At 72.4% G+C, this 17,568-nt stretch carries 20 protein-coding genes; 10 read left to right on the top strand and 10 right to left on the bottom strand.

What is annotated here, in order from left to right; translation table 11 throughout:
- The first annotated feature begins 35 nt into the window (after positions 1-35).
- Together PSH03_RS09160 and PSH03_RS09155 are read left to right on the top strand one after the other, a co-directional pair.
- Positions 36-806 carry an HAD family hydrolase gene (locus PSH03_RS09160; RefSeq protein WP_210781733.1) on the top strand — a complete coding sequence of 257 codons (771 nt, stop codon included), beginning with the start codon at positions 36-38 and terminating at the stop codon, positions 804-806.
- A gap of 67 nt (positions 807-873) precedes the next feature.
- Positions 874-1,791 (top strand): EamA family transporter, encoded by a 918-nt coding sequence (locus PSH03_RS09155; protein ID WP_238688848.1) that lies wholly within the window; start codon positions 874-876, stop codon positions 1,789-1,791.
- On the opposite strand, the gene PSH03_RS09150 is transcribed toward PSH03_RS09155, so the two are convergent.
- The 6 genes from PSH03_RS09150 to PSH03_RS09125 all read right to left on the bottom strand — a co-directional run bounded on the left by PSH03_RS09150 (position 1,754) and on the right by PSH03_RS09125 (position 6,567).
- Entirely contained in the window at positions 1,754-2,677 is a 924-nt protein-coding gene (locus PSH03_RS09150; protein WP_210781732.1) for a diacylglycerol kinase, read from the bottom strand. The genes PSH03_RS09155 and PSH03_RS09150 overlap by 38 nt on opposite strands.
- A gap of 137 nt (positions 2,678-2,814) precedes the next feature.
- Complete coding sequence (tatC, locus tag PSH03_RS09145) at positions 2,815-3,768, bottom strand: twin-arginine translocase subunit TatC (protein ID WP_210781731.1); 954 nt, start codon at positions 3,766-3,768, stop codon at positions 2,815-2,817.
- 18 nt (positions 3,769-3,786) lie between these two features.
- Positions 3,787-4,101: a Sec-independent protein translocase subunit TatA gene (gene tatA / locus PSH03_RS09140; RefSeq protein WP_124855346.1), complete on the bottom strand. Its 315-nt coding sequence runs from the start codon at positions 4,099-4,101 to the stop codon at positions 3,787-3,789.
- A 159-nt stretch (positions 4,102-4,260) separates the two neighbouring features.
- Entirely contained in the window at positions 4,261-4,506 is a 246-nt protein-coding gene (locus PSH03_RS09135; protein ID WP_210781729.1) for a hypothetical protein, read from the bottom strand.
- A gap of 10 nt (positions 4,507-4,516) precedes the next feature.
- Positions 4,517-5,572: a helix-turn-helix transcriptional regulator gene (locus tag PSH03_RS09130; protein ID WP_210781728.1), complete on the bottom strand. Its 1,056-nt coding sequence runs from the start codon at positions 5,570-5,572 to the stop codon at positions 4,517-4,519.
- Positions 5,569-6,567, bottom strand: coding sequence for a helix-turn-helix transcriptional regulator (locus PSH03_RS09125; protein WP_210781727.1), 999 nt, complete (start codon positions 6,565-6,567; stop codon positions 5,569-5,571). Before PSH03_RS09125 ends, PSH03_RS09130 begins: the two co-directional genes overlap by 4 nt.
- Positions 6,568-6,684: 117 nt before the next feature.
- Between PSH03_RS09125 and PSH03_RS09120 the strand changes: the two genes are divergently transcribed.
- Both PSH03_RS09120 and PSH03_RS09115 read left to right on the top strand, forming a co-directional pair.
- Complete coding sequence (locus PSH03_RS09120) at positions 6,685-7,689, top strand: cation diffusion facilitator family transporter (protein ID WP_238688847.1); 1,005 nt, start codon at positions 6,685-6,687, stop codon at positions 7,687-7,689.
- A 48-nt stretch (positions 7,690-7,737) separates the two neighbouring features.
- Positions 7,738-8,823, top strand: a complete 1,086-nt coding sequence (locus PSH03_RS09115; protein WP_238688846.1) for a DUF3866 family protein — start codon at positions 7,738-7,740, stop codon at positions 8,821-8,823.
- Positions 8,824-8,951: 128 nt separating this feature from the next.
- On the opposite strand, the gene PSH03_RS09110 is transcribed toward PSH03_RS09115, so the two are convergent.
- From PSH03_RS09110 to rfbA, 4 genes are all read right to left on the bottom strand, one after another.
- Complete coding sequence (locus tag PSH03_RS09110) at positions 8,952-9,155, bottom strand: hypothetical protein (RefSeq protein ID WP_210781724.1); 204 nt, start codon at positions 9,153-9,155, stop codon at positions 8,952-8,954.
- Between the two features lie 78 nt (positions 9,156-9,233).
- Entirely contained in the window at positions 9,234-10,592 is a 1,359-nt protein-coding gene (gene pafA / locus PSH03_RS09105; RefSeq protein ID WP_210781723.1) for a Pup--protein ligase, read from the bottom strand.
- 68 nt (positions 10,593-10,660) lie between these two features.
- Complete coding sequence (gene rfbC, locus PSH03_RS09100) at positions 10,661-11,284, bottom strand: dTDP-4-dehydrorhamnose 3,5-epimerase (protein WP_238688845.1); 624 nt, start codon at positions 11,282-11,284, stop codon at positions 10,661-10,663.
- Positions 11,281-12,171, bottom strand: a complete 891-nt coding sequence (rfbA, locus tag PSH03_RS09095) for a glucose-1-phosphate thymidylyltransferase RfbA (protein WP_210781721.1) — start codon at positions 12,169-12,171, stop codon at positions 11,281-11,283. Before rfbA ends, rfbC begins: the two co-directional genes overlap by 4 nt.
- A gap of 85 nt (positions 12,172-12,256) precedes the next feature.
- On the opposite strand from rfbA, the gene rfbB reads away from it, so the two are divergent.
- The 6 genes from rfbB to PSH03_RS09065 are packed head-to-tail and all read left to right on the top strand — an operon-like array spanning position 12,257 to position 17,536.
- Positions 12,257-13,258 carry a dTDP-glucose 4,6-dehydratase gene (gene rfbB, locus PSH03_RS09090; RefSeq protein ID WP_210781720.1) on the top strand — a complete coding sequence of 334 codons (1,002 nt, stop codon included), beginning with the start codon at positions 12,257-12,259 and terminating at the stop codon, positions 13,256-13,258.
- Complete coding sequence (rfbD, locus tag PSH03_RS09085; RefSeq protein WP_238688844.1) at positions 13,255-14,142, top strand: dTDP-4-dehydrorhamnose reductase; 888 nt, start codon at positions 13,255-13,257, stop codon at positions 14,140-14,142. Before rfbB ends, rfbD begins: the two co-directional genes overlap by 4 nt.
- Positions 14,139-14,510, top strand: coding sequence for a DUF2304 domain-containing protein (locus tag PSH03_RS09080; RefSeq protein ID WP_112587313.1), 372 nt, complete (start codon positions 14,139-14,141; stop codon positions 14,508-14,510). Before rfbD ends, PSH03_RS09080 begins: the two co-directional genes overlap by 4 nt.
- A complete protein-coding gene (locus PSH03_RS09075) occupies positions 14,503-15,204 on the top strand; it encodes a glycosyltransferase family 2 protein (RefSeq protein ID WP_210781718.1) in 702 nt (233 codons plus the stop codon). Before PSH03_RS09080 ends, PSH03_RS09075 begins: the two co-directional genes overlap by 8 nt.
- The gene (locus PSH03_RS09070; RefSeq protein ID WP_238688843.1) at positions 15,201-16,511 is read left to right on the top strand and encodes a lipopolysaccharide biosynthesis protein; all 1,311 of its coding nucleotides are present in this window, start codon (positions 15,201-15,203) and stop codon (positions 16,509-16,511) included. Before PSH03_RS09075 ends, PSH03_RS09070 begins: the two co-directional genes overlap by 4 nt.
- Positions 16,508-17,536, top strand: a complete 1,029-nt coding sequence (locus PSH03_RS09065) for a glycosyltransferase family 2 protein (RefSeq protein WP_238688842.1) — start codon at positions 16,508-16,510, stop codon at positions 17,534-17,536. Before PSH03_RS09070 ends, PSH03_RS09065 begins: the two co-directional genes overlap by 4 nt.
- The last annotated feature ends 32 nt before the right edge of the window (positions 17,537-17,568 follow it).

The following is a 17,568-nucleotide window of genomic DNA, read 5'->3' as shown; positions in this document are numbered from 1 at the left end:
AGGCACGGTCGGGGGCGGTCGGTAGGGTGCACGGCGTGCCGGACCATGCCGAACCGCCCCAGACCAGTCCGCCGGGCACCGCTGAGGCGCCCGCCGCCCGCCGGGCGTCCCGACGCCCTGTCAAGGCGGTGCTCTTCGACTTCCACGGCACCCTCGCCCAGGTGGAGGACCCCCAGCGGTGGGTGCTGGAGGCCGCGGCGGCCTGCGGCGTCACCCTGGACCGGGTCCGCGCCACCTCGCTGGCCGACCGCCTGCTGACCGCCGGCCGCGCCGGCGGGCCACTGCCGGCACGGGTGCCGCCCCGACTCGCCGAACTGTGGGCCGACCGGGACCTCTACCAACACGCCCACCGGGGCGCGTACACCGGGCTGGCCGAGACCGTCGACGCCGGCATCGACGGCTTCGCCGACGCGCTCTACGAGCGGCTGCTGACCACGGAGGGTTGGCTGCCGTACGCCGACACCGCGCCCACGCTGACCGCGCTGCGCGACGCCGGGGTGCCGGTGGCGGTGGTCAGCAACATCGGCTTCGACCTGCGGCCGCACTTCGACACCTGGGGGCTGACCGACCTGGTCGGCGCGTTCGTGCTCTCCTACGAGGTGGGGCGCTGCAAACCCGACCCGGCGATCTTCTGGCGTGCCTGCGGCATGCTGGGCGTCGACCCGGAGCAGACCCTGATGGTCGGTGACTCCCCGGCGGACGCGGGCGCGGTGGCCGCCGGCTGCTCGGTGCTGGTGCTCCCGGCGGCCGAGCCGGGCCGGGAGAACGGGCTGGGCGCTGTGCTCGACCTCGCCCTGCCAGGCTGACCGGCGGTTGCCTCGGCCACGCCGGTGGACACCGCCGCAGGTTGGCCAGGGCGGACGCCCTACCGTCGTGCCCGTGACCGAGATCCTGCTGCCCACGACGGCGCCGGCCGACACGCCACCCGCCCGACGCGGTGGCGTCACCGCCGTGGGGCTGGTGCTCGGCGGGGCCCTGTCGGTGCAGTTCGGCTCCGCCGTGGCCGCGTTGCTCTTCCCGCGTACCGGGGTGGCCGGCGCGGTGACCCTGCGGCTGACCATCTCGGCGGTGCTGTTACTCGTCGTGTGCCGGCCCCGACTGCGCGGACACGACCGGTCGGCCTGGCTCGCGGCCGGCGCGTTCGGGCTCGCGCTGGCCGGCATGAACTCGCTGTTCTACCAGGCCATCGAACGCATCCCGTTGGGCCCGGCGGTGACGCTCGAGGTGCTCGGCCCCCTCGCCCTGTCGGTGTTCTCCGCCCGCCGACTGGCCAGCTGGGGCTGGGCGGGTCTCGCACTGGCCGGGGTCGCGCTGCTCGGGCAGGGCGGCTTCGACCGGCTGGACCCGGTCGGAGTGGCCTTCGCGTTCGGCGCGGGCGCCATGTGGGCCGCGTACATCGTGCTGAGCGCCCGGGTCGGCGGCCGCTTCCCCGGCGCGGACGGGCTGGCCCTGGCGCTGGCCGTCGCCGCGCTGGTCACCCTGCCGCTGGGCATCGTCGACGGCGGCGCGGTACTGCTCGACCCGCCGGTGCTGGCGCTCGGCGCCGCCCTCGCGGTGCTCGCCTCCGGGCTGCCCTACACCCTGGAACTGCTGGCGCTACGGCGGATGCCCACCGCCACCTTCGCGGTGCTGATGAGCCTCGGCCCGGCCGTCGCCACGCTCGCCGGGTGGCTGGTGCTGCGGCAGGCGCTGACAGTGCTGGAATGCGCCGCCATCGTGCTGGTCATCGCCGCCAGCATCGGCGCGGTACGGGTCAACGCAGCAGCCGCAGGGCACCCGGAACCGCGCTGATCGTCACCGGCAGCCTCAGGGAGCGTTCCCCGTCGGCGTACGAGGTGATGCCCTCGGCGGCCAACTCCACGGTGCGGGCCCGGAAACTGCGCACCAGCGGGTGGCTGACGTGGGTGCCCTGGTAGATGCGCGGCTTCACCCGGACCAGGGTCCGCCGGTTGACCCGACCCGCCACCACCACGTCGAGCAGTCCGTCGGTCGGGTCCGCGTCGGGGCAGATCCGCATCCCACCGCCGTACGTGGGACAGTTGCCCACCGCCACGAGCACCGCGTCCAGGTCGTGTGACACCCCGTCGAGGCGCAGCGTGTAGCGGCGTGGGCGTAGCCGGGCCAGCTCGACCAGGATCGCCAGATCATATCGGCGCGGGCCACGGGGCCAGCGCATCCGGTTGGCCCGCTCGTTGACGATCGCGTCGAACCCGGCCGCGAGGACCGCCCCGTACCAGCGCTCGACGCCGTCGACCCCGACCATCCGGGCCAGGTCGACCGGTTGACTGCGACCGTCACGCACCGCCTCGGCGATCACCGCCGCCGCGGCGAGAGGGTCGGCCGGGAAGCCGGTGTCCAGGGCGAAGTCGTTGCCGGTGCCGGCCGGGATCGGGCCGAACGGCACGGCGGTCCCGGCGACCGCCTGCAACGCCCGGTGCACGGTGCCGTCCCCACCGACCGCCACGAGCGCGCCAGCACCGTCGGCGACGGCGGTCCGGCACGCCGCCTCCGCCTCGGCGGGGCTCGACGCCGGCAGCAACCGGATCGGCCGCCCGGCGGCGGCCAAGCCGTCCAGCAACCGGGGCAGCAACGCGCGGTGCCGTCCACGGCCGGCGGTCGGGTTGGCGAGCACGGCGACCGGGCCGGGCAGGTGATCGTCTGCGGTCACGGGCAGCACCGTACCGGTCGGACACCCGCCGTTCACCAGGGGCGGGTGCCGTCACCATCAGTTGCGCCGCCGACGCGCCAGGTGACGCGACGACGCCGCCCCCGGTGAACGGGGACGGCGTCGGTGGACCGGTCGGCGCGGGGCCGTCAGGTCATGTCGTCGTAGCGGCGTTCGATCGGCGCCGGTGGGGCGACCGGTTCGGGTACGCCGATCGGCGCTGCCGAGTCGACCCGCTGCCCCGCCACGACCGGGTCCGCGTCGAACTCCAACGGCGACACCTCGTCGTCGTCGATGCCGGCGTAGACCTCCTTGCCCCGCCCACGCCGCCGATCGTTGAGGAACGCGACACCGACCGCGGCGAAGTAGAGCGCGGACAGGCAGAGCGCCAGAGCGGTCATCCCGAACGGATCAGGGGTGGGAGTGACCACGGCGGCGAAGGCGAAGAACACGAAGATCGCCACCCGCCACCAGCTGAGCAACCGTTTCGCGCTGGCGATGCCCACGAAGTTGAGCATCAGCACGATCAACGGGAACTCGAAGGCCACCCCGAACAACAGGATCAGGTTGGTGACGAAGGAGATGTACCGGGTGACTTCCAGGGTGGTCGAGATGTCGTCGCCGGACACGTTCATCAGGAACTCGAGGCCCTTGGCGGTGACGAAGAACGCCAGCACCGCGCCGGCTGCGAAGAGCGGCGCCGCCAAGGCGGTGAAGGCGTAGGCGTAGCGCCGCTCGTGCCGGTGCAGACCAGGCGCGATGAACGCCCAGAGTTGATAGAGCCAGATCGGCGCCGCGATGATCAGGCCCACCCACAGGCCGATCTTCAGGTTCAGCAGGAACAGGTCGGCCGGGCCGAGCTGAACGAAGAGGCACTTGTTGGTCTCCGGGTCGACCGACCCCGGCAGGTCGCAGTACGGCTTCGACAGCAGGATCCGGACCGGCTCGGCCAACCAGATGCCGAAGCCGAAGCCGATCATGATCGCGAGCGACGCGCGGAAGAGCCGGTTGCGCAGTTCGCGAACGTGCTCGATGAGCGTCATCGAGCCGTCGGCGGCCCGCTCGAAGGTGCTCGAGCCGCGTTTACGCAGTGCGAAGGCCACGGGAGTGGGGCCCTTCGGTCAGTTGTCGCGGACGCGGTGCACCGGGTCGACGACCGGCTGCTGCGGCGGCGCCTGCTGGTACGGGGCCTGCTGCGGCTGGCCAGCGTACGGCGCCTGCTGCCCGGCGTGCGGCGGCAGCGGCTGGTAGCCGGCCTGCGCGTCGGCCTTCTCGGCGAGGTCGCGGTCGTCGTCCTGCAGGCTCTTGGTCTCGGCCTTGATGATCCGCAGCGACCGACCCAGCGAACGGGCCGCGTCGGGGAGCCGCTTCGCACCGAAGAGCAGGATCAGCACAACCACGAGAACAGCGATGTGCCACGGCTTGAGGGCACCCATGAGAAGCTCCAGTCGCTCTGTGTCCGGGGGGTGGTACGCAGCCCATCGTACGTGCGGATCGGCTGCCCGCCACCCACTGGGTGGTGGTGGTCTGGGCGGGAGGGTGAAGTCTTGACCAACCCGCGATGATCCGTCAACCGCCGCCGGCTGCGTGCCCGATCAGCCGCGCTTGGCCTTGATCACCGCGAGTCGCCGGGAGGTGGTGTCGAGCCGACGTTGGACTTCCTCGGCACGCTGTTGCAGCGCCTCGGCGGTGTCCCGCAGCGCCTCGGCCTCGACGGCCCGCCGCTGCAACGCCACGGCGGCGCGGCGCAGTCGGGGCAGCCGGGCGAGCACCGGGCGCACGGCCAACGCGAGCGCCACGAGGGGTAGCAGCACCACCGCGAGCACGATCCAGATCAGCACGGCGGTCAGCCTACTGGGTGCGGCCGGCCACCGCCGGGTCACCCGACGGCGCGCGCGCCGGGTCGACCGCGGGCGGCCGGGGCACGGCCGTGGGCGCGGGCACGGCGTACGCGTCCAGCGCGGCGGCCGCCGTCGCCCGCACCTGCTCGGCCAACTCGACCGGGGCGACCACAGTCACCTCCGGGCCGAGGCCCAGCACGAACCGGCGGGCCCACCCCAGGTCGGTGACCCGCAGGGAGACGAGCCACTGGTCGCCGTCGCCGGCCTCCACCCGCTCGCACGGGTAGTACTCGGTGATCCACCGCTCGCCCCGGCCGATGCGCAGGGTGATCAACGGCAGGTCGGCCGAGGGGCGGAACACGCCCTCGGTGAGGTCGTGCGGGACGGCCTGCGGCGGCACCGTGGCCGGCTCGTCCAACTCGGTGACCGCGTCGATGCGGTCGGCGCGGAACAGCCGGACGGCCTCCGCACGCCGACACCACGCCTCCACGTACGCCCGGCCGCCGACCATGAGCATCCGCAGCGGGTCGATGACGCGTTCGGTGGTCTCGTCCCGGGCGGCGGTGTAGTAGGTGATCCGCAGGGCCTTGCCGCCCTCCACGGCGGCGCGCAGCGCCTCGACCCGCCGGGTGTCCCCGGGCAACCGGACCGCCACCGGCGCGCCCACCAGGTCGCCCGCGGCCTCGATCTTGGCGAGGGCCCGCTCGACGGCCTCCCGGTTGGCCACCCCGGGCGTCTCGGCCAACATCCGCAGCGCCACCACCAGCGCGAGGGCCTCGTCGGGGGTCAGCCGCAACGGCCGGTCGATGCCGGCGTCGTAGGTGATGGTCACCCGGTCACCGTCGAACGCCATGTCGATCAGGTCACCGGGGCCGTACCCGGGCAGCCCGCACACCCAGAGCAGCTCCAGGTCCTCCCGGAGCTGGCGCTCGGTGACGCCCAGGTCACCGGCCGCCTCGGCGATCTCGATGCCGGGCCGGGCCAGCAGGTAGGGCACCAGGTTGAGCAGTCGGGCCAGCCGGTCGGCGGACGCGCGGGAACCGTTGCGGGCGGCCGGGCGGGTCACCGGGCACCCTCGCTGACGGCCAGCTCGTCGTGGCGCACGGCGATCTCCTTGAGTCGTTGGATGACCGCCTCGCGGACCTCCGGTGGGTCGAGGACCCGCACGTCCGGGCCGTAGCCGACGAGATGACCGGCCAGCCCGTCCGGGTCGGCGTACGGCAGGACCAGGCGGTCGCCGTCCGGCCCGGCGGTCACCTCCACCGCCCAGCGGCGCAGCCCGGCGGCCCGCCCGGGCGCGGCCAGCACTGTGGCCCGACCGGTGCGCTCCACCGGACCCGACCAGCGGGCCACGTGGCTGATCAGGTCGACGTTGGCCGGCGGCTCGTACGCGCCGGGGGCGCCGGTCACCCGGACCGCGCCGACGACCCGGGACAACCGGAAGCAGCGGGTCGCCTCCCGGTCCTGGTCGTGGCCGACCACATACCACCGTCCGCGCCAGCAGACCACGCCCCACGGTTGCAGCCGCCGCCGGCTGGGCGCGTCGCGGTCGGGCACCCGGTAGTCGAACCCCACCTCGCGGCGGTCCCGGGCGGCGGCGGTCAGCGGCGCGAACGCCGGGTCGACAGTGACCATCGGCTCCAGGCCGAGGGTCGCCTGCGGGTCCACGTCCACCCCGGCGGCACGCAGCTTGGCCAGCCCGGACGACGCGGCGGCGGCCAACCCGGCGTGCTGCCACAGCCGGGCGGCGATGCCGACCGCTGCTGCCTCGTCCGGTTCGAGGAGGATGTCGGGCAGCGCGTACTCGCGGTGGGCGATCCGGTAGCCGGGCTCGGCGTCGAAGGCGCTCGCCGTGCCGGTCTCCAGTGGCACACCCAGCTCACGCAGCTCGGCCTTGTCCCGCTCGAACTTGCGCTGGAACGCCTCGTGGTCGCGCGCGTCGTCCGGATCGTGCTCGTAACCGGGCACGGTCGCGGCGATCTGCGCGGCGGTCAGGAACCGTCGCGTGGACAGGAGGCAGATCACCAGGTTGACCAGGCGTTCGGTGCGGGTCCGCGACACGCGGTAGACGCTAGCAGCCGACCCGCCCACACCGTGCACCCACGCGGGCGTGCCGCACACTTGTTCGGATCGGGCCTCCTCCGGCGCGTCGCCGTCGGCGGTCATAGGGTGATCCTCATGTCGCAGGCGGAGGCCAGGCCCGAGAGTGAGAGCGTCGGCACGGTCGTCGTCGCCGGCGCCGCCAACCTCGCCATCGCGGTCGCCAAGCTGATCGCCGGGCTGATCTCCGGATCAGCCGCGATGCTCTCCGAGGCGGCGCACTCGATCGCCGACACGACCACCGAGGTGCTGCTCTTCCAGGCGCTGCGCCGCGGCGCCCGCCCGGCCGACCAGCGACACCCCTTCGGGTACGGCAAGGAAAGCTACGTCTGGGCGTTCTTCGCCGCCATGTTCACGTTCGTCGCCGGCGCCGGTTTCGCCGTCACCCACGGCGTCACCACGATCCTGGTGCACGAGCACAGCGGCGACTACCTCATCTCGTACATCGTGCTCGGGGTGTCGTTCGTCATCGAGTCGATCTCACTGTCCCGGGCGGTGCGGCAGGTCCGCCGCGAGTCGCGACGCTGGCGGACCACGCCCCGGCGGTTCCTGCGGCTGACCGCCGACACCACGGTCAAGGCGGTCTTCCTGGAGGACAGCGCGGCCCTGATCGGCCTGGTGCTGGCCGGGCTCGGCGTCGGCCTGTCGCACGCCACCGGCGACGAGGTGTGGGACGGCGTCGCGTCGATCCTGATCGGGCTCCTGCTGCTGACCGTCGCCGGGGTCCTCGCCGGCAACAACCTGTCGCTGCTGGTCGGCCGGGCCGTCCCGGAGCGGCTGCGCCACGAGATCGAGCGGGATCTGGCCGGGCTGCCCGAGGTGGAGCGCATCGACACCCTGTTGACCATGCAGCTCGGCCCACAGGACATCCTGGTCGCCGCGAAGGTCGACTTCCGCGACGAGGCCACCGGCGCGCAGATCGAGGCCAGCGCCGACGAGGCCGAGCGGCGGCTCACCGACCGGTACCCGGAGATCCGCTTCGTCTTCCTCGACCCGACCCGTTCGATGCCGGGCGCCACCGGCACCGCCCGGCACACCCAGGCCGGGCCGAGCCCGGACGCCGGTGGCCCCGAGCCGACCTGACCACACCCGGGCGCGGGCCGCCACGCCCGCGCGGCTAGCGTGCCCGTCATGGTGCGATGGCGTACGGGGACGGTGGCGACGCTGCGACGGCAGTGGACCGGGGCGGTGGAGCTGGACGTCGACCTGCCCGACGGCACGCGGATGCGGGCGCTGGCCTACCCGGAGCTGGTCGGCACGCCCGAGCCCGGCGACCGGGTGCTGCTCAACGCCGGCGCGCTGCTGATGGGGTTGGGCACCGGCGGGTACGCCCTGGTGGTCGCCCTGCCGGACCGGCTGCCGCCGGACCCGCCGGACGTCGCCGACACCCGCGACGCCGGGCACCTCGTCAAGGCCCGCTACACGCCGTTGCAGCCGATCCTCCTCGGCGTCGACGAGGAGGCCTCTCCGCACCGCGACGTGCTGGCCGACGCGGACGACCTGGGCGGCCTGCCGGTGGTCACCGCCGACCTGCACTCGGCGCTCCCGGCGATCCTGGCCGGCATCCGGGCCGACGCCCCGCAGGCGCGGGTGGCGTACCTGCTCACCGACGGCGGGGCGCTGCCCGCCTGGTTCTCCCGCACCCTCGACGGGCTGCGGGCCGAACTGGCCGGCACGGTCACCGTCGGGCAGGCGTTCGGTGGCGACCTGGAGGCCACCACCCTGCACGGTGGTCTGCTCGCCGCCCGGTACGTGCTCCACGCGGACGTGGCGATCGTGGCTCAGGGACCGGGCAACCTGGGCACCGGAACCCGATGGGGCTTCTCCGGCGTCGCCGTCGGCGAGGCCGTCAACGCGATCGCCACGCTGGGTGGGAAGCCGGTCGGCTCGTTGCGCATCTCCGAGGCCGACCCCCGCCCCCGACACCGGGGCGTGTCACACCACAGCCTCACCGCGTACGGCCGGGTGGCGCTCGCCCCGGCGGAGCTGGTGGTGCCCGAGGACCTGGCGCCGCCCCTCGCGGCCGAGGTGCACGCGGCGCTGGTGCCCCTGGCGACCCGGCACCGGATCGTCCGGGTGCCCACCGGCGGTCTCGACGCCGCGCTGCGGGCCAGCGCCGTACCCCTGTCCACCATGGGCCGTGGCCTCGACGCCGACCACGCGTACTTCCTGGCGGCAGCCGCCGCCGGCCGCCACGCGGTAACCCTCCTCCCCTAACCCCCGACCCAGCCCTCGGGCCGGGCCCTCACCCGGTTGATCATGAAGTTGTTGCCCGCCGCCTCGGCGTGTCATGGCAATAACTTCATGATCAACGCGAGCTGGGGTGGGGTGGGGGTGCTGGGGGGTTAGGCCAGGAAGATCAGGGCTAGCCAGCCGCCCACGATGAGCACCAGCGCCAGGGCCAGCACCCACGTCGGCACCGTGTATTCACCGCGCCGGTTACGGTCGATCTCGGCGCGGATCTTCTCCCGCCGGCGTTCGATCCAGTTCTGCCGCTCGGTGCCGCGCTCGGAGCGCTCGGAGCGGTCGGATGGTCCAGAAGTCGTCATGGCGCGCTCAGCTTAACCGCTCGGTGCGCCGGGCTGACCGGCCCCGTCGGCGCAGCGCACCGACGGGGCCGGAACCGGTCACATGCTGGCGATCAGTCGCTCCACCCGCTCGTCGTACGCCCGGAACGGGTCCTTGCAGAGCACTGTGCGCTGCGCCTGGTCGTTGAGCTTCAGGTGCACCCAGTCGACTGTGAAGTCGCGGCGCTTCTCCTGGGCGTGCCTGATGAACTCGCCCCGCAGCCGGGCCCGGGTGGTCTGCGGCGGGGTCTCCTTGGCCTCGAAGATCTCCGGATCGGTGGCCACCCGGTCGACGTCGCCGCGGCGCTCCAGGAGCCCGTAGAGGCCCCGGCCGCGGCGCACGTCGTGGTAGGCCAGATCCATCTGCGCCACCCGGGGGTGCGACAGCGGCAGGTCGTGCTTGCGCTGGTAGCGCTCGATCAGCCGCAGCTTGCTGACCCAGTCGATCTCCCGGGAGACCGGCTCCAGATCGCCGCTCTCCACCGCGTTGAGCACCCGGCCCCACAGCTCGACGACCCGCTTGGCGGCCTGGTCGCCGCCGCGTCGCTCGACGAACTCGGTGGCCTTGGCGAGGTACTCCTGCTGGATGTCCAGGGCGCTGACCTCCTTGCCGTTGGCCAGCCGCACCTTGCGCCGGCCGGTGATGTCGTGCGACACCTCCCGGATGGCCCGGATCGGGTTCTCCAGGGACAGGTCGCGCATCACCACCCCGGCCTCGATCATCCGCAGCACGATGTCGGCGGTGCCGACCTTGAGCAGCGTGGTGACCTCGTTCATGTTGGAGTCGCCGACGATCACGTGCAGCCGCCGGTAGCGCTCGGCGTCAGCGTGCGGCTCGTCGCGGGTGTTGATGATCGGGCGGCTGCGGGTGGTCGCCGAGGAGACGCCCTCCCAGATGTGCTCGGCCCGCTGCGAGAGGCAGTAGACCGCGCCGCGTGGGGTTTGCAGAACCTTGCCGGCCCCGCAGATCAACTGCCGGGTGACCAGGAACGGGATGAGCACGTCGGCGAGCCGGCCGAACTCGCCGTGCCGGGAGACCAGGTAGTTCTCGTGGCAGCCGTACGAGTTGCCGGCCGAATCGGTGTTGTTCTTGAACAGGTAGATCTCACCCGCGATGCCCTCGTCGTGCAGCCGCTTCTCCGCGTCGACGAGCAGCCCTTCCAGGATCCGCTCGCCGGCCCGGTCGTGGGCGACGAGATCGGTCACCGAGTCGCACTCCGGTGTCGCGTACTCCGGATGCGACCCGACGTCCAGGTAGAGCCGGGCCCCATTGCGCAGGAAGACATTGCTCGACCGGCCCCAGGACACCACGCGACGGAACAGATACCGCGCGACCTCGTCCGGGGACAGCCGCCGCTGCCCGCGATAGGTGCAGGTGACGCCGTACTCGGTCTCGAGGCCGAAGATTCGCCGCTCCATGGTGTGACATTAGCCGCCCGGAGGCCCGGTTCGTCACTGTCAGACCACAGGTCGTGCCCCGAGCGCGGTCACATACCGGTTGAGTGCGACATTCCGTCCGGACCGAGACTCGCCACGAACCGCCGGCAGCTGTCGTACTCCGGAAGCAGGCCCCGCTCGCGGGCCTGCGCCAGAGTCGGCGCCGCGTCGTCGCGCGCGGACAGCAATGGAACGTCGGCGGGCCACTCGATGCCCAACTCCTCGTCCAGCGGGTGCACCGCGTGCTCGCCGGTCGGGTTGTAGGTGGCCGAGCAGAGATAGCTCAACGTCGCGTCGTCGGTCAACGCGCAGAACCCGTGCCCCAGCCCTTCGCTGAGGTAGACCGCCCGACGGTCGGTGTCGTCCAGCCGGACGCCCTCCCAACGACCGAAGGTCGGCGAGCCCACCCGCAGGTCCACGATCACGTCGAGGACCGCGCCCCGCACACAGGTGACGTACTTGGCCTGCCCGGGCGGGACGTCGGCGAAGTGGACGCCGCGCACCACGCCACGCGCGGACACCGACAGGTTGGCCTGGGCCAGTCGCAGCGGATGCCCCACCACCTCGGCGAGCGTGTCGAAGCGGTACCACTCCATGAACATGCCGCGCGGGTCGCCGTGCTGCTGGGGGGTGATCTCCCAGGCGCCCTTGATGCTCAGCTCCCGGATCTTCACCAGGAACCCCGATCGTCGCCGGCCTTGTCGCTGAGCAGACCGAGCAGGTAGTTGCCGTAACCGCTCTTGGTCAGCGGCTCGGCGAGCGCGCGCAGTTGCGCGTCGTCGATCAGGCCAGCCCGCCAGGCGACCTCCTCGACGCAACCGATCTTGAGACCCTGCCGCTCCTCGACCACCCGGACGAACTCGGCGGCCTGCATCATCGAGGTGAACGTGCCGGTGTCCAGCCAGGCGGTGCCCCGATCCAGCACCGTGACCGCCAGCTCTCCGGTCTCCCGGTACACCTCGTTGACCGCCGTGATCTCCAGCTCGCCGCGCGCGCTCGGGGTGAGCTTGCGGGCGATGTCCACCACCCGGTTGTCGTAGAAGTAGAGGCCGGGCACCGCGTAGCGGGACTTCGGCCGGGCCGGCTTCTCCTCGATCGAGAGCACCCGGCCATCGGCGTCGAAGTCGACGACGCCGTACTCCTGCGGGTTGGCCACCTGATAGGCGAAGACCCGCCCGCCGACCGGGTCACCGTGGTCGGCGAGCTGCCGACCCAGACCCACGCCGTGGAAGATGTTGTCGCCGAGGACCAACGCCACCGACTCGGTGCCGATGAAGTCCGCGCCGAGGATGAACGCCTGCGCGATGCCCTCCGGGCGCTCCTGACTGACGTACTCCAGCCGCAGCCCGAACTGGCTGCCGTCGCCGAGCAGCCGACGGAACTGGTCCTGGTCGTCCGGAGTCGTGATCACCAGGATCTCCCGGACCCCGGACATCACCAGGGTGGAGAGCGGGTAATAGATCATCGGCTTGTCGAAGACCGGCATCAGCTGCTTCGAGACCGCCCGGGTGATCGGCCAGAGCCGGGACCCGGTGCCGCCGGCAAGTAGGATTCCGCGCATCGGGGAAGCCTAACCGCACCCGGACAACGTGTGCGGGGGTCGCGTACCAGGGGCCGCGCCGCCCGTCGCGTATACTTCCGGACCCGTGAGGATCCTCGTCACCGGCGGAGCCGGATTCATCGGGTCGGAGTACGTTCGCCTACTGCTGGGCAAGCCCCTCGGCAGTGCGGACGGCGTGCCGCCGCTCGAGCCGGCCGTCGTGACCGTGCTGGACAAGCTGACCTACTCGGGCAACCTGGCCAACCTCGAGCCCGTCCGCGACGACCCGCGACTGCGGTTCGTGCAGGGCGACATCTGCGACCCGGTGGTGGTCGACGAGGTGGTGGCCGAGCACGACGTGATCGTGCACTTCGCCGCCGAGTCACACGTCGACCGCTCGATCGCCGGCGCCGCGCCGTTCGTCACCACCAACGTGCTGGGCACCCAGACGCTGCTCGACGCGGCGCTGCGCCACGGCACCGGCCGGTTCGTGCACGTCTCCACCGACGAGGTCTACGGCTCGATCGACGAGGGTTCCTGGACCGAGGCCTGGCCGCTCGCCCCCAACTCGCCGTACTCGGCATCCAAGGCCGGCTCCGACCTGCTCGCGCTGTCGTACCACCGCACGCACGGCATGGACGTGGTCGTCACCCGCTGCTCCAACAACTACGGCCCGTACCAGTTCCCCGAGAAGGTCATCCCGCTGTTCGTCAGCAACCTGCTCGACGGTGGCACCGTCCCCCTCTACGGCGACGGCGGCAATATCCGTGACTGGCTGCACGTGCACGACCACTGCCGGGGCATCGCCCTCGTCCAGCAGAAGGGCCGCGCCGGTGAGGTCTACAACATCGGCGGCGGCACCGAGTTGACCAACAAGGAACTCACCGGCCTGCTCCTGGACGCCTGCGGCGCCGGGTGGGACCGGGTCGTCCCGGTCACCGACCGCAAGGGCCACGACCGCCGGTACTCCCTCGACATCACCAAGATCAGCGAAGAGCTCGGCTACCACCCCAGCATCGCCCTGGACCAGGGCCTCGCTGACACCGTCCGCTGGTACCGGGACAACCGCAACTGGTGGGAACCCCTCAAGTCCGCGCCGACCGCATGACCCGACTCCTCGTCACCGGCGCGGGCGGGATGCTCGGCCGGGACCTGGTCACCGTGCTGGGCGCCCGGCCCGACCTCAAGGTGACCGCCGCCACCCGCGCCGACCTGGACGTCACCGACCGGGCGGCGGTCCACGCCGCCGTCGCCGGACACGACCTGGTGATCAACGCGGCCGCGTGGACCAACGTCGACGCCGCCGAGGCCGACGAGGCCGCGGCGACCGCCGTCAACGGCCACGCCGTGGCCAACCTGGCCGCGGCGTGCGCCACCGGCGGAACCCGGCTCATCCAGGTCTCCACCGACTACGTCCTCGCCGGCAACGCGGGCACCCCGTACCCGGAGGACGCGCCCACCGCGCCGGTCAACGCCTACGGCCGCGGCAAGCTGGTCGGCGAACAGGCCGTCGCGCGGCTGCTGCCCGACACCGGGTACGTCGTGCGCACCGCCTGGCTCTACGGCGCACACGGCCCGAACTTCGTGGCCACCATGCTCCGACTCGCCACCCAGCGCGAACACCTCGACGTGGTCGACGACCAACACGGCCAACCCACCTGGTCGTACGCGCTCGCCGAGCGGCTCGTCGCGCTCGCCGACGCGGCGCTGGCCGGTCACGCGACACCCGGCGTCTACCACGGCACCTGCGCCGGGCAGACGACCTGGTACGGGCTCGCCCGCGCCACGTTCACCCTGGCCGGACTGGACCCGGACCGGATCCGACCCACCACCAGCGACCGGTATCCGCGTCCCGCCCCCCGGCCTGCGTACAGTGTGCTAGGGCACAGCCGCTGGGCAGCCGTGGGTCTACCCCCGCTTCCAGACTGGCACAGCGCCCTGGTTGACGCGTTCCACTCCCCCGCTCCACCCGCCCCGTGGAAGGTCGCATGAAGCTCACCCTCGTCACCGGCCTGACCGGCCTGCTGCTCCTCGGCACCATCGTCGAGCTGTTGCGCCGCCGTCAGCTGCGCGAGAAGTACGGCATGCTCTGGCTCGCCGTACTGATCATCGTGATTCCGCTGTCCCTTTTCCCCCGGCTGCTCGACAACGTCGCCGAACTCCTCGGCGTCGCCTCCGGTGTCAGCCTGGTGCTCTTCCTCGGCATCGTCTTCCTGCTGCTGGTGTGCGTACACCTCAGCTGGGAGGTCAGCGCCCTGGAAGAAGAGACCCGCACCCTGGCCGAAGACTTCGCCCTGCTCCGCGCTGAGATCGACGCGGACCGGGCAGCCCGAGACGAACTGGTGTCGACCGATGGTTAACGGCAAGCGCACATTGATCATCATTCCGGCTCTCAACGAGTCGGGCTCGATCGCCGACGTCGTCGGTGAGGTCCGTGGCGAACTGCCCGGCGTCGACGTGCTCGTCGTCGACGACGGCTCCACCGATCGCACCGCCGCCGTCGCCGCGGCCGCCGGCGCCCTGGTCGCCAAACTGCCGTACAACCTCGGTGTCGGTGGGGCCATGCGCCTCGGTTACCGCTACGCCCGTGACCACGACTACGAGGTCGCCATCCAGATCGACGCCGACGGCCAGCACGACCCCCGGTACGTGCCGAAGCTCGTCGACCTGCTCGAGGACAACGACCTCGTCATCGGCGCCCGCTTCGCCGGTGAAGGCGACTACAACGTCCGCGGCCCCCGCCGCTGGGCGATGGTGATGCTCTCCGCCGTGCTGTCCCGGGTCGCCCGCACCAAGCTCACCGACACCACCTCCGGCTTCCGGGCCGCCAACCGGCGGGTCATCGAGATGTTCGCCGGCTGGTACCCGGCCGAGTACCTCGGCGACACGGTGGAGACCCTGGTGCACACCGCCCGCCGCGGCTACCGCATCCGCCAGGTGCCGGTCGCCATGCGCAAGCGGATGGCGGGCACACCCAGCCACTCCCCCGCCAAGGCGATGGTCTACCTCGGCCGCGCGTTCGCCGTTCTCACGCTGGCGCTCATCCGCCGGTGATCCGACGGCTACTGAGCCTGGTCCCGCCCGGCACCGTCGCTGTCGGTGCCGGGCTGGCCCTTCTCGGGCTCGCCTCCTACGTTCACCTCGCCGTCGCCGGCCACAGCCTCAACCAGGCCGACTACTCGTCCCTGTCGGTGCTCTGGTCGATCGTGTTCACCCTCGGCATCGGCGTGTTCATGCCGATCGAGCAGGAGGTCGCCCGGGTCGTCGCCGCCCGACACAGCCAGGGGCTGCCGCCCGGGCCGGTACTGGCCCGCGGCGTCACCGTCGCCGCCGTGATGCTCGCGGTGCTGGTGCTGGCCGTCACCATCGGCCGTCAGCCGCTCGCCGACAAGCTCTTCGCCGGCGACGGCAACCTGGTCACCGTGCTGATCGGCGCACTCGCCGCGATGGCCGTCGCCTACGCCACCCGCGGCGTCCTCTCCGGCCTGCAACTGTTCCCCTGGTACGGCGCTCAACTCGGGATCGACGGCGGCCTGCGGATCATCATGGTCGCCCTGCTCGGGCTGGCCGGAGTGACGTCGCCCGTCTGGTACGGGCTCGTGCTCGTCGCCGCCCCACTGGTCAGCGTCCTGCTCACCCTGCCGCCGGTGCTGCGCGCCATCGGCGGAGGCCCGCCGGTGGCCTGGGCCACCCTGCTACGCGGCCTCGGCCTGCTCACCGCCTCCAGCCTGCTCTCCCAGGTCGTGGTGAACATCGGCGTGATCAACGTGCAGCTACTCGCCCCCTCCGACGCGGCAGCCGCCGGCGCACTGCTCTCCGCCCTCGTGCTGGTCCGCATTCCCCTGTTCGTCTTCGGTTCCCTCCAGGCGTCACTGCTGCCTGGCCTGGCCACCACCGCCACCACCGGCGACCAGGCCGGCTTCCACGGCCTGCTGCGCCGGGCGCTCGGCATCGTCACCGCGCTCGGCCTCACCGGCGCCCTCGGCGCCGTGCTGCTCGGCCCATGGTTGGTCGGCACCCTCTTCGACGCACCCGGCGTTCTCGGCCACGGCGACTTCGCCTGGTTGGCGGCCGCCACGCTCGCCTACCTGTGGGCGATGGTGCTCGGTCAGGCCCTCCTCGCCCTCGACCGGCACCGCGCCCAGGCCCTCGCCTGGACCGCCGGCGTCGCCGCCCTGATCGCCGTGACGCTGATCCCGGCTCCGGTCACCCTGCGAGTCGAACTGGCCTACACCATCGGCTCCGTCATCGTGGCCGCCACCATGGCGATGCTGCTGCGCGGCGGCTTCCGCCGACCCACCACCCCCGCCCGGCCGCTCGCCGAGGCCGTCGCCCCTGCCGCATCCGGAGGCATCCGATGACCCGACCCCGGGTGAGCGCCGTCATGCTCGCCTACGGCCCGGAGCCCTACCTCGTCGACGCCGCCCAGGCGGTGCTGGCCAGCACCGACGTGGAGATCGACCTCATCGTCGTCGACAACGGCTGCACCGGGGACGGCATCGACATCGTCAAGGGCCTCCCCGGGGTACGGGTGATCCGACCGGAGGAGAACACCGGCTACTCCGGCGGCTGCCGCGTCGGCGCGGCCGAGGCCACCGGTGACTGGCTCGCGTTCGTCAACTCCGACGCCGTCGTCGCACCCGACGCCCTGGCCAAGACCACAGCCGTAGCCGCCGAAGCGGGCGTAGGCGCGGCCATGGCCTCCATCCGGCTGGCCGACACCCCCGAGCTGATCAACACCAGCGGCAACCCGCTGCACTTCACCGGCCTCTCCTGGGCCGGCGGCAACGGCGAACCGGCCACCAACCACGCCGAGCGGCGGGCCGTACCCTCCCTCAGCGGCTGCTGCTTCGTGATCAGCCGGCAGCTCTGGCGCGAACTCGACGGCTTCGCCGCCGAATACTTCGCGTACCACGAGGACACCGAACTCAGCCTGCGACTGTGGCAGCGCGGGCTACGACTGGAGTACGTGCCGGACGCCGTCGTGCGTCACCACTACGAGTTCTCCCGCAACGCCCTGAAGCTCTACCTGGTCGAGCGGAACCGACTGGTCACCCTGCTCACCGCCTACGAGGCGCGGACACTCGTGGTGCTCGCCCCGGCGCTGCTACTCACCGAGGCCGCCATGCTCACCGCCGCGGTCGTCGGCGGCTGGTCCCGGCAGAAGCTGCGGGGTTGGGGCTGGTTGTGGCGCAACCGCGACTGGGTTCGCGGCCGTCGACGGCAGCTACAGGCCGAACGGCGGGTGCCGGACGGGGTCATCGCGGAGCTGATGACCGGTCGGGTCACGCCCTCCGGTGTGCCGACCACCCCCGGCCTGGGCGCGTTCAACGCCGTCGCCGGCGGCTACTGGGCCCTGGCCCGGCCCCTGCTGCGCCGAGGATGACCGCTGGTGCCGGCCCCGAACACGGGCCCGGC

The sequence above is a fragment of the Micromonospora salmantinae genome, assembly GCF_022230905.1.
Lineage (GTDB): Bacteria > Actinomycetota > Actinomycetes > Mycobacteriales > Micromonosporaceae > Micromonospora > Micromonospora salmantinae.
Note: the sequence above shows the minus strand (reverse complement) of the source record. Positions and strands in the feature narration are given on the sequence as shown.

Coding starts and splice junctions, on each gene's coding strand:
- rfbA (WP_210781721.1), bottom strand. CDS start 12,171: ATGCGCGGAATCCTACTTGCCGGCGGCACCGGGTCCCGGCTCTGGCCG.
- PSH03_RS09065 (WP_238688842.1), top strand. CDS start 16,508: ATGACCCGACCCCGGGTGAGCGCCGTCATGCTCGCCTACGGCCCGGAG.
- pafA (WP_210781723.1), bottom strand. CDS start 10,592: ATGGAGCGGCGAATCTTCGGCCTCGAGACCGAGTACGGCGTCACCTGC.
- rfbD (WP_238688844.1), top strand. CDS start 13,255: ATGACCCGACTCCTCGTCACCGGCGCGGGCGGGATGCTCGGCCGGGAC.
- PSH03_RS09075 (WP_210781718.1), top strand. CDS start 14,503: ATGGTTAACGGCAAGCGCACATTGATCATCATTCCGGCTCTCAACGAG.
- PSH03_RS09115 (WP_238688846.1), top strand. CDS start 7,738: ATGGTGCGATGGCGTACGGGGACGGTGGCGACGCTGCGACGGCAGTGG.
- tatA (WP_124855346.1), bottom strand. CDS start 4,101: ATGGGTGCCCTCAAGCCGTGGCACATCGCTGTTCTCGTGGTTGTGCTG.
- PSH03_RS09110 (WP_210781724.1), bottom strand. CDS start 9,155: ATGACGACTTCTGGACCATCCGACCGCTCCGAGCGCTCCGAGCGCGGC.
- PSH03_RS09080 (WP_112587313.1), top strand. CDS start 14,139: ATGAAGCTCACCCTCGTCACCGGCCTGACCGGCCTGCTGCTCCTCGGC.
- PSH03_RS09120 (WP_238688847.1), top strand. CDS start 6,685: ATGTCGCAGGCGGAGGCCAGGCCCGAGAGTGAGAGCGTCGGCACGGTC.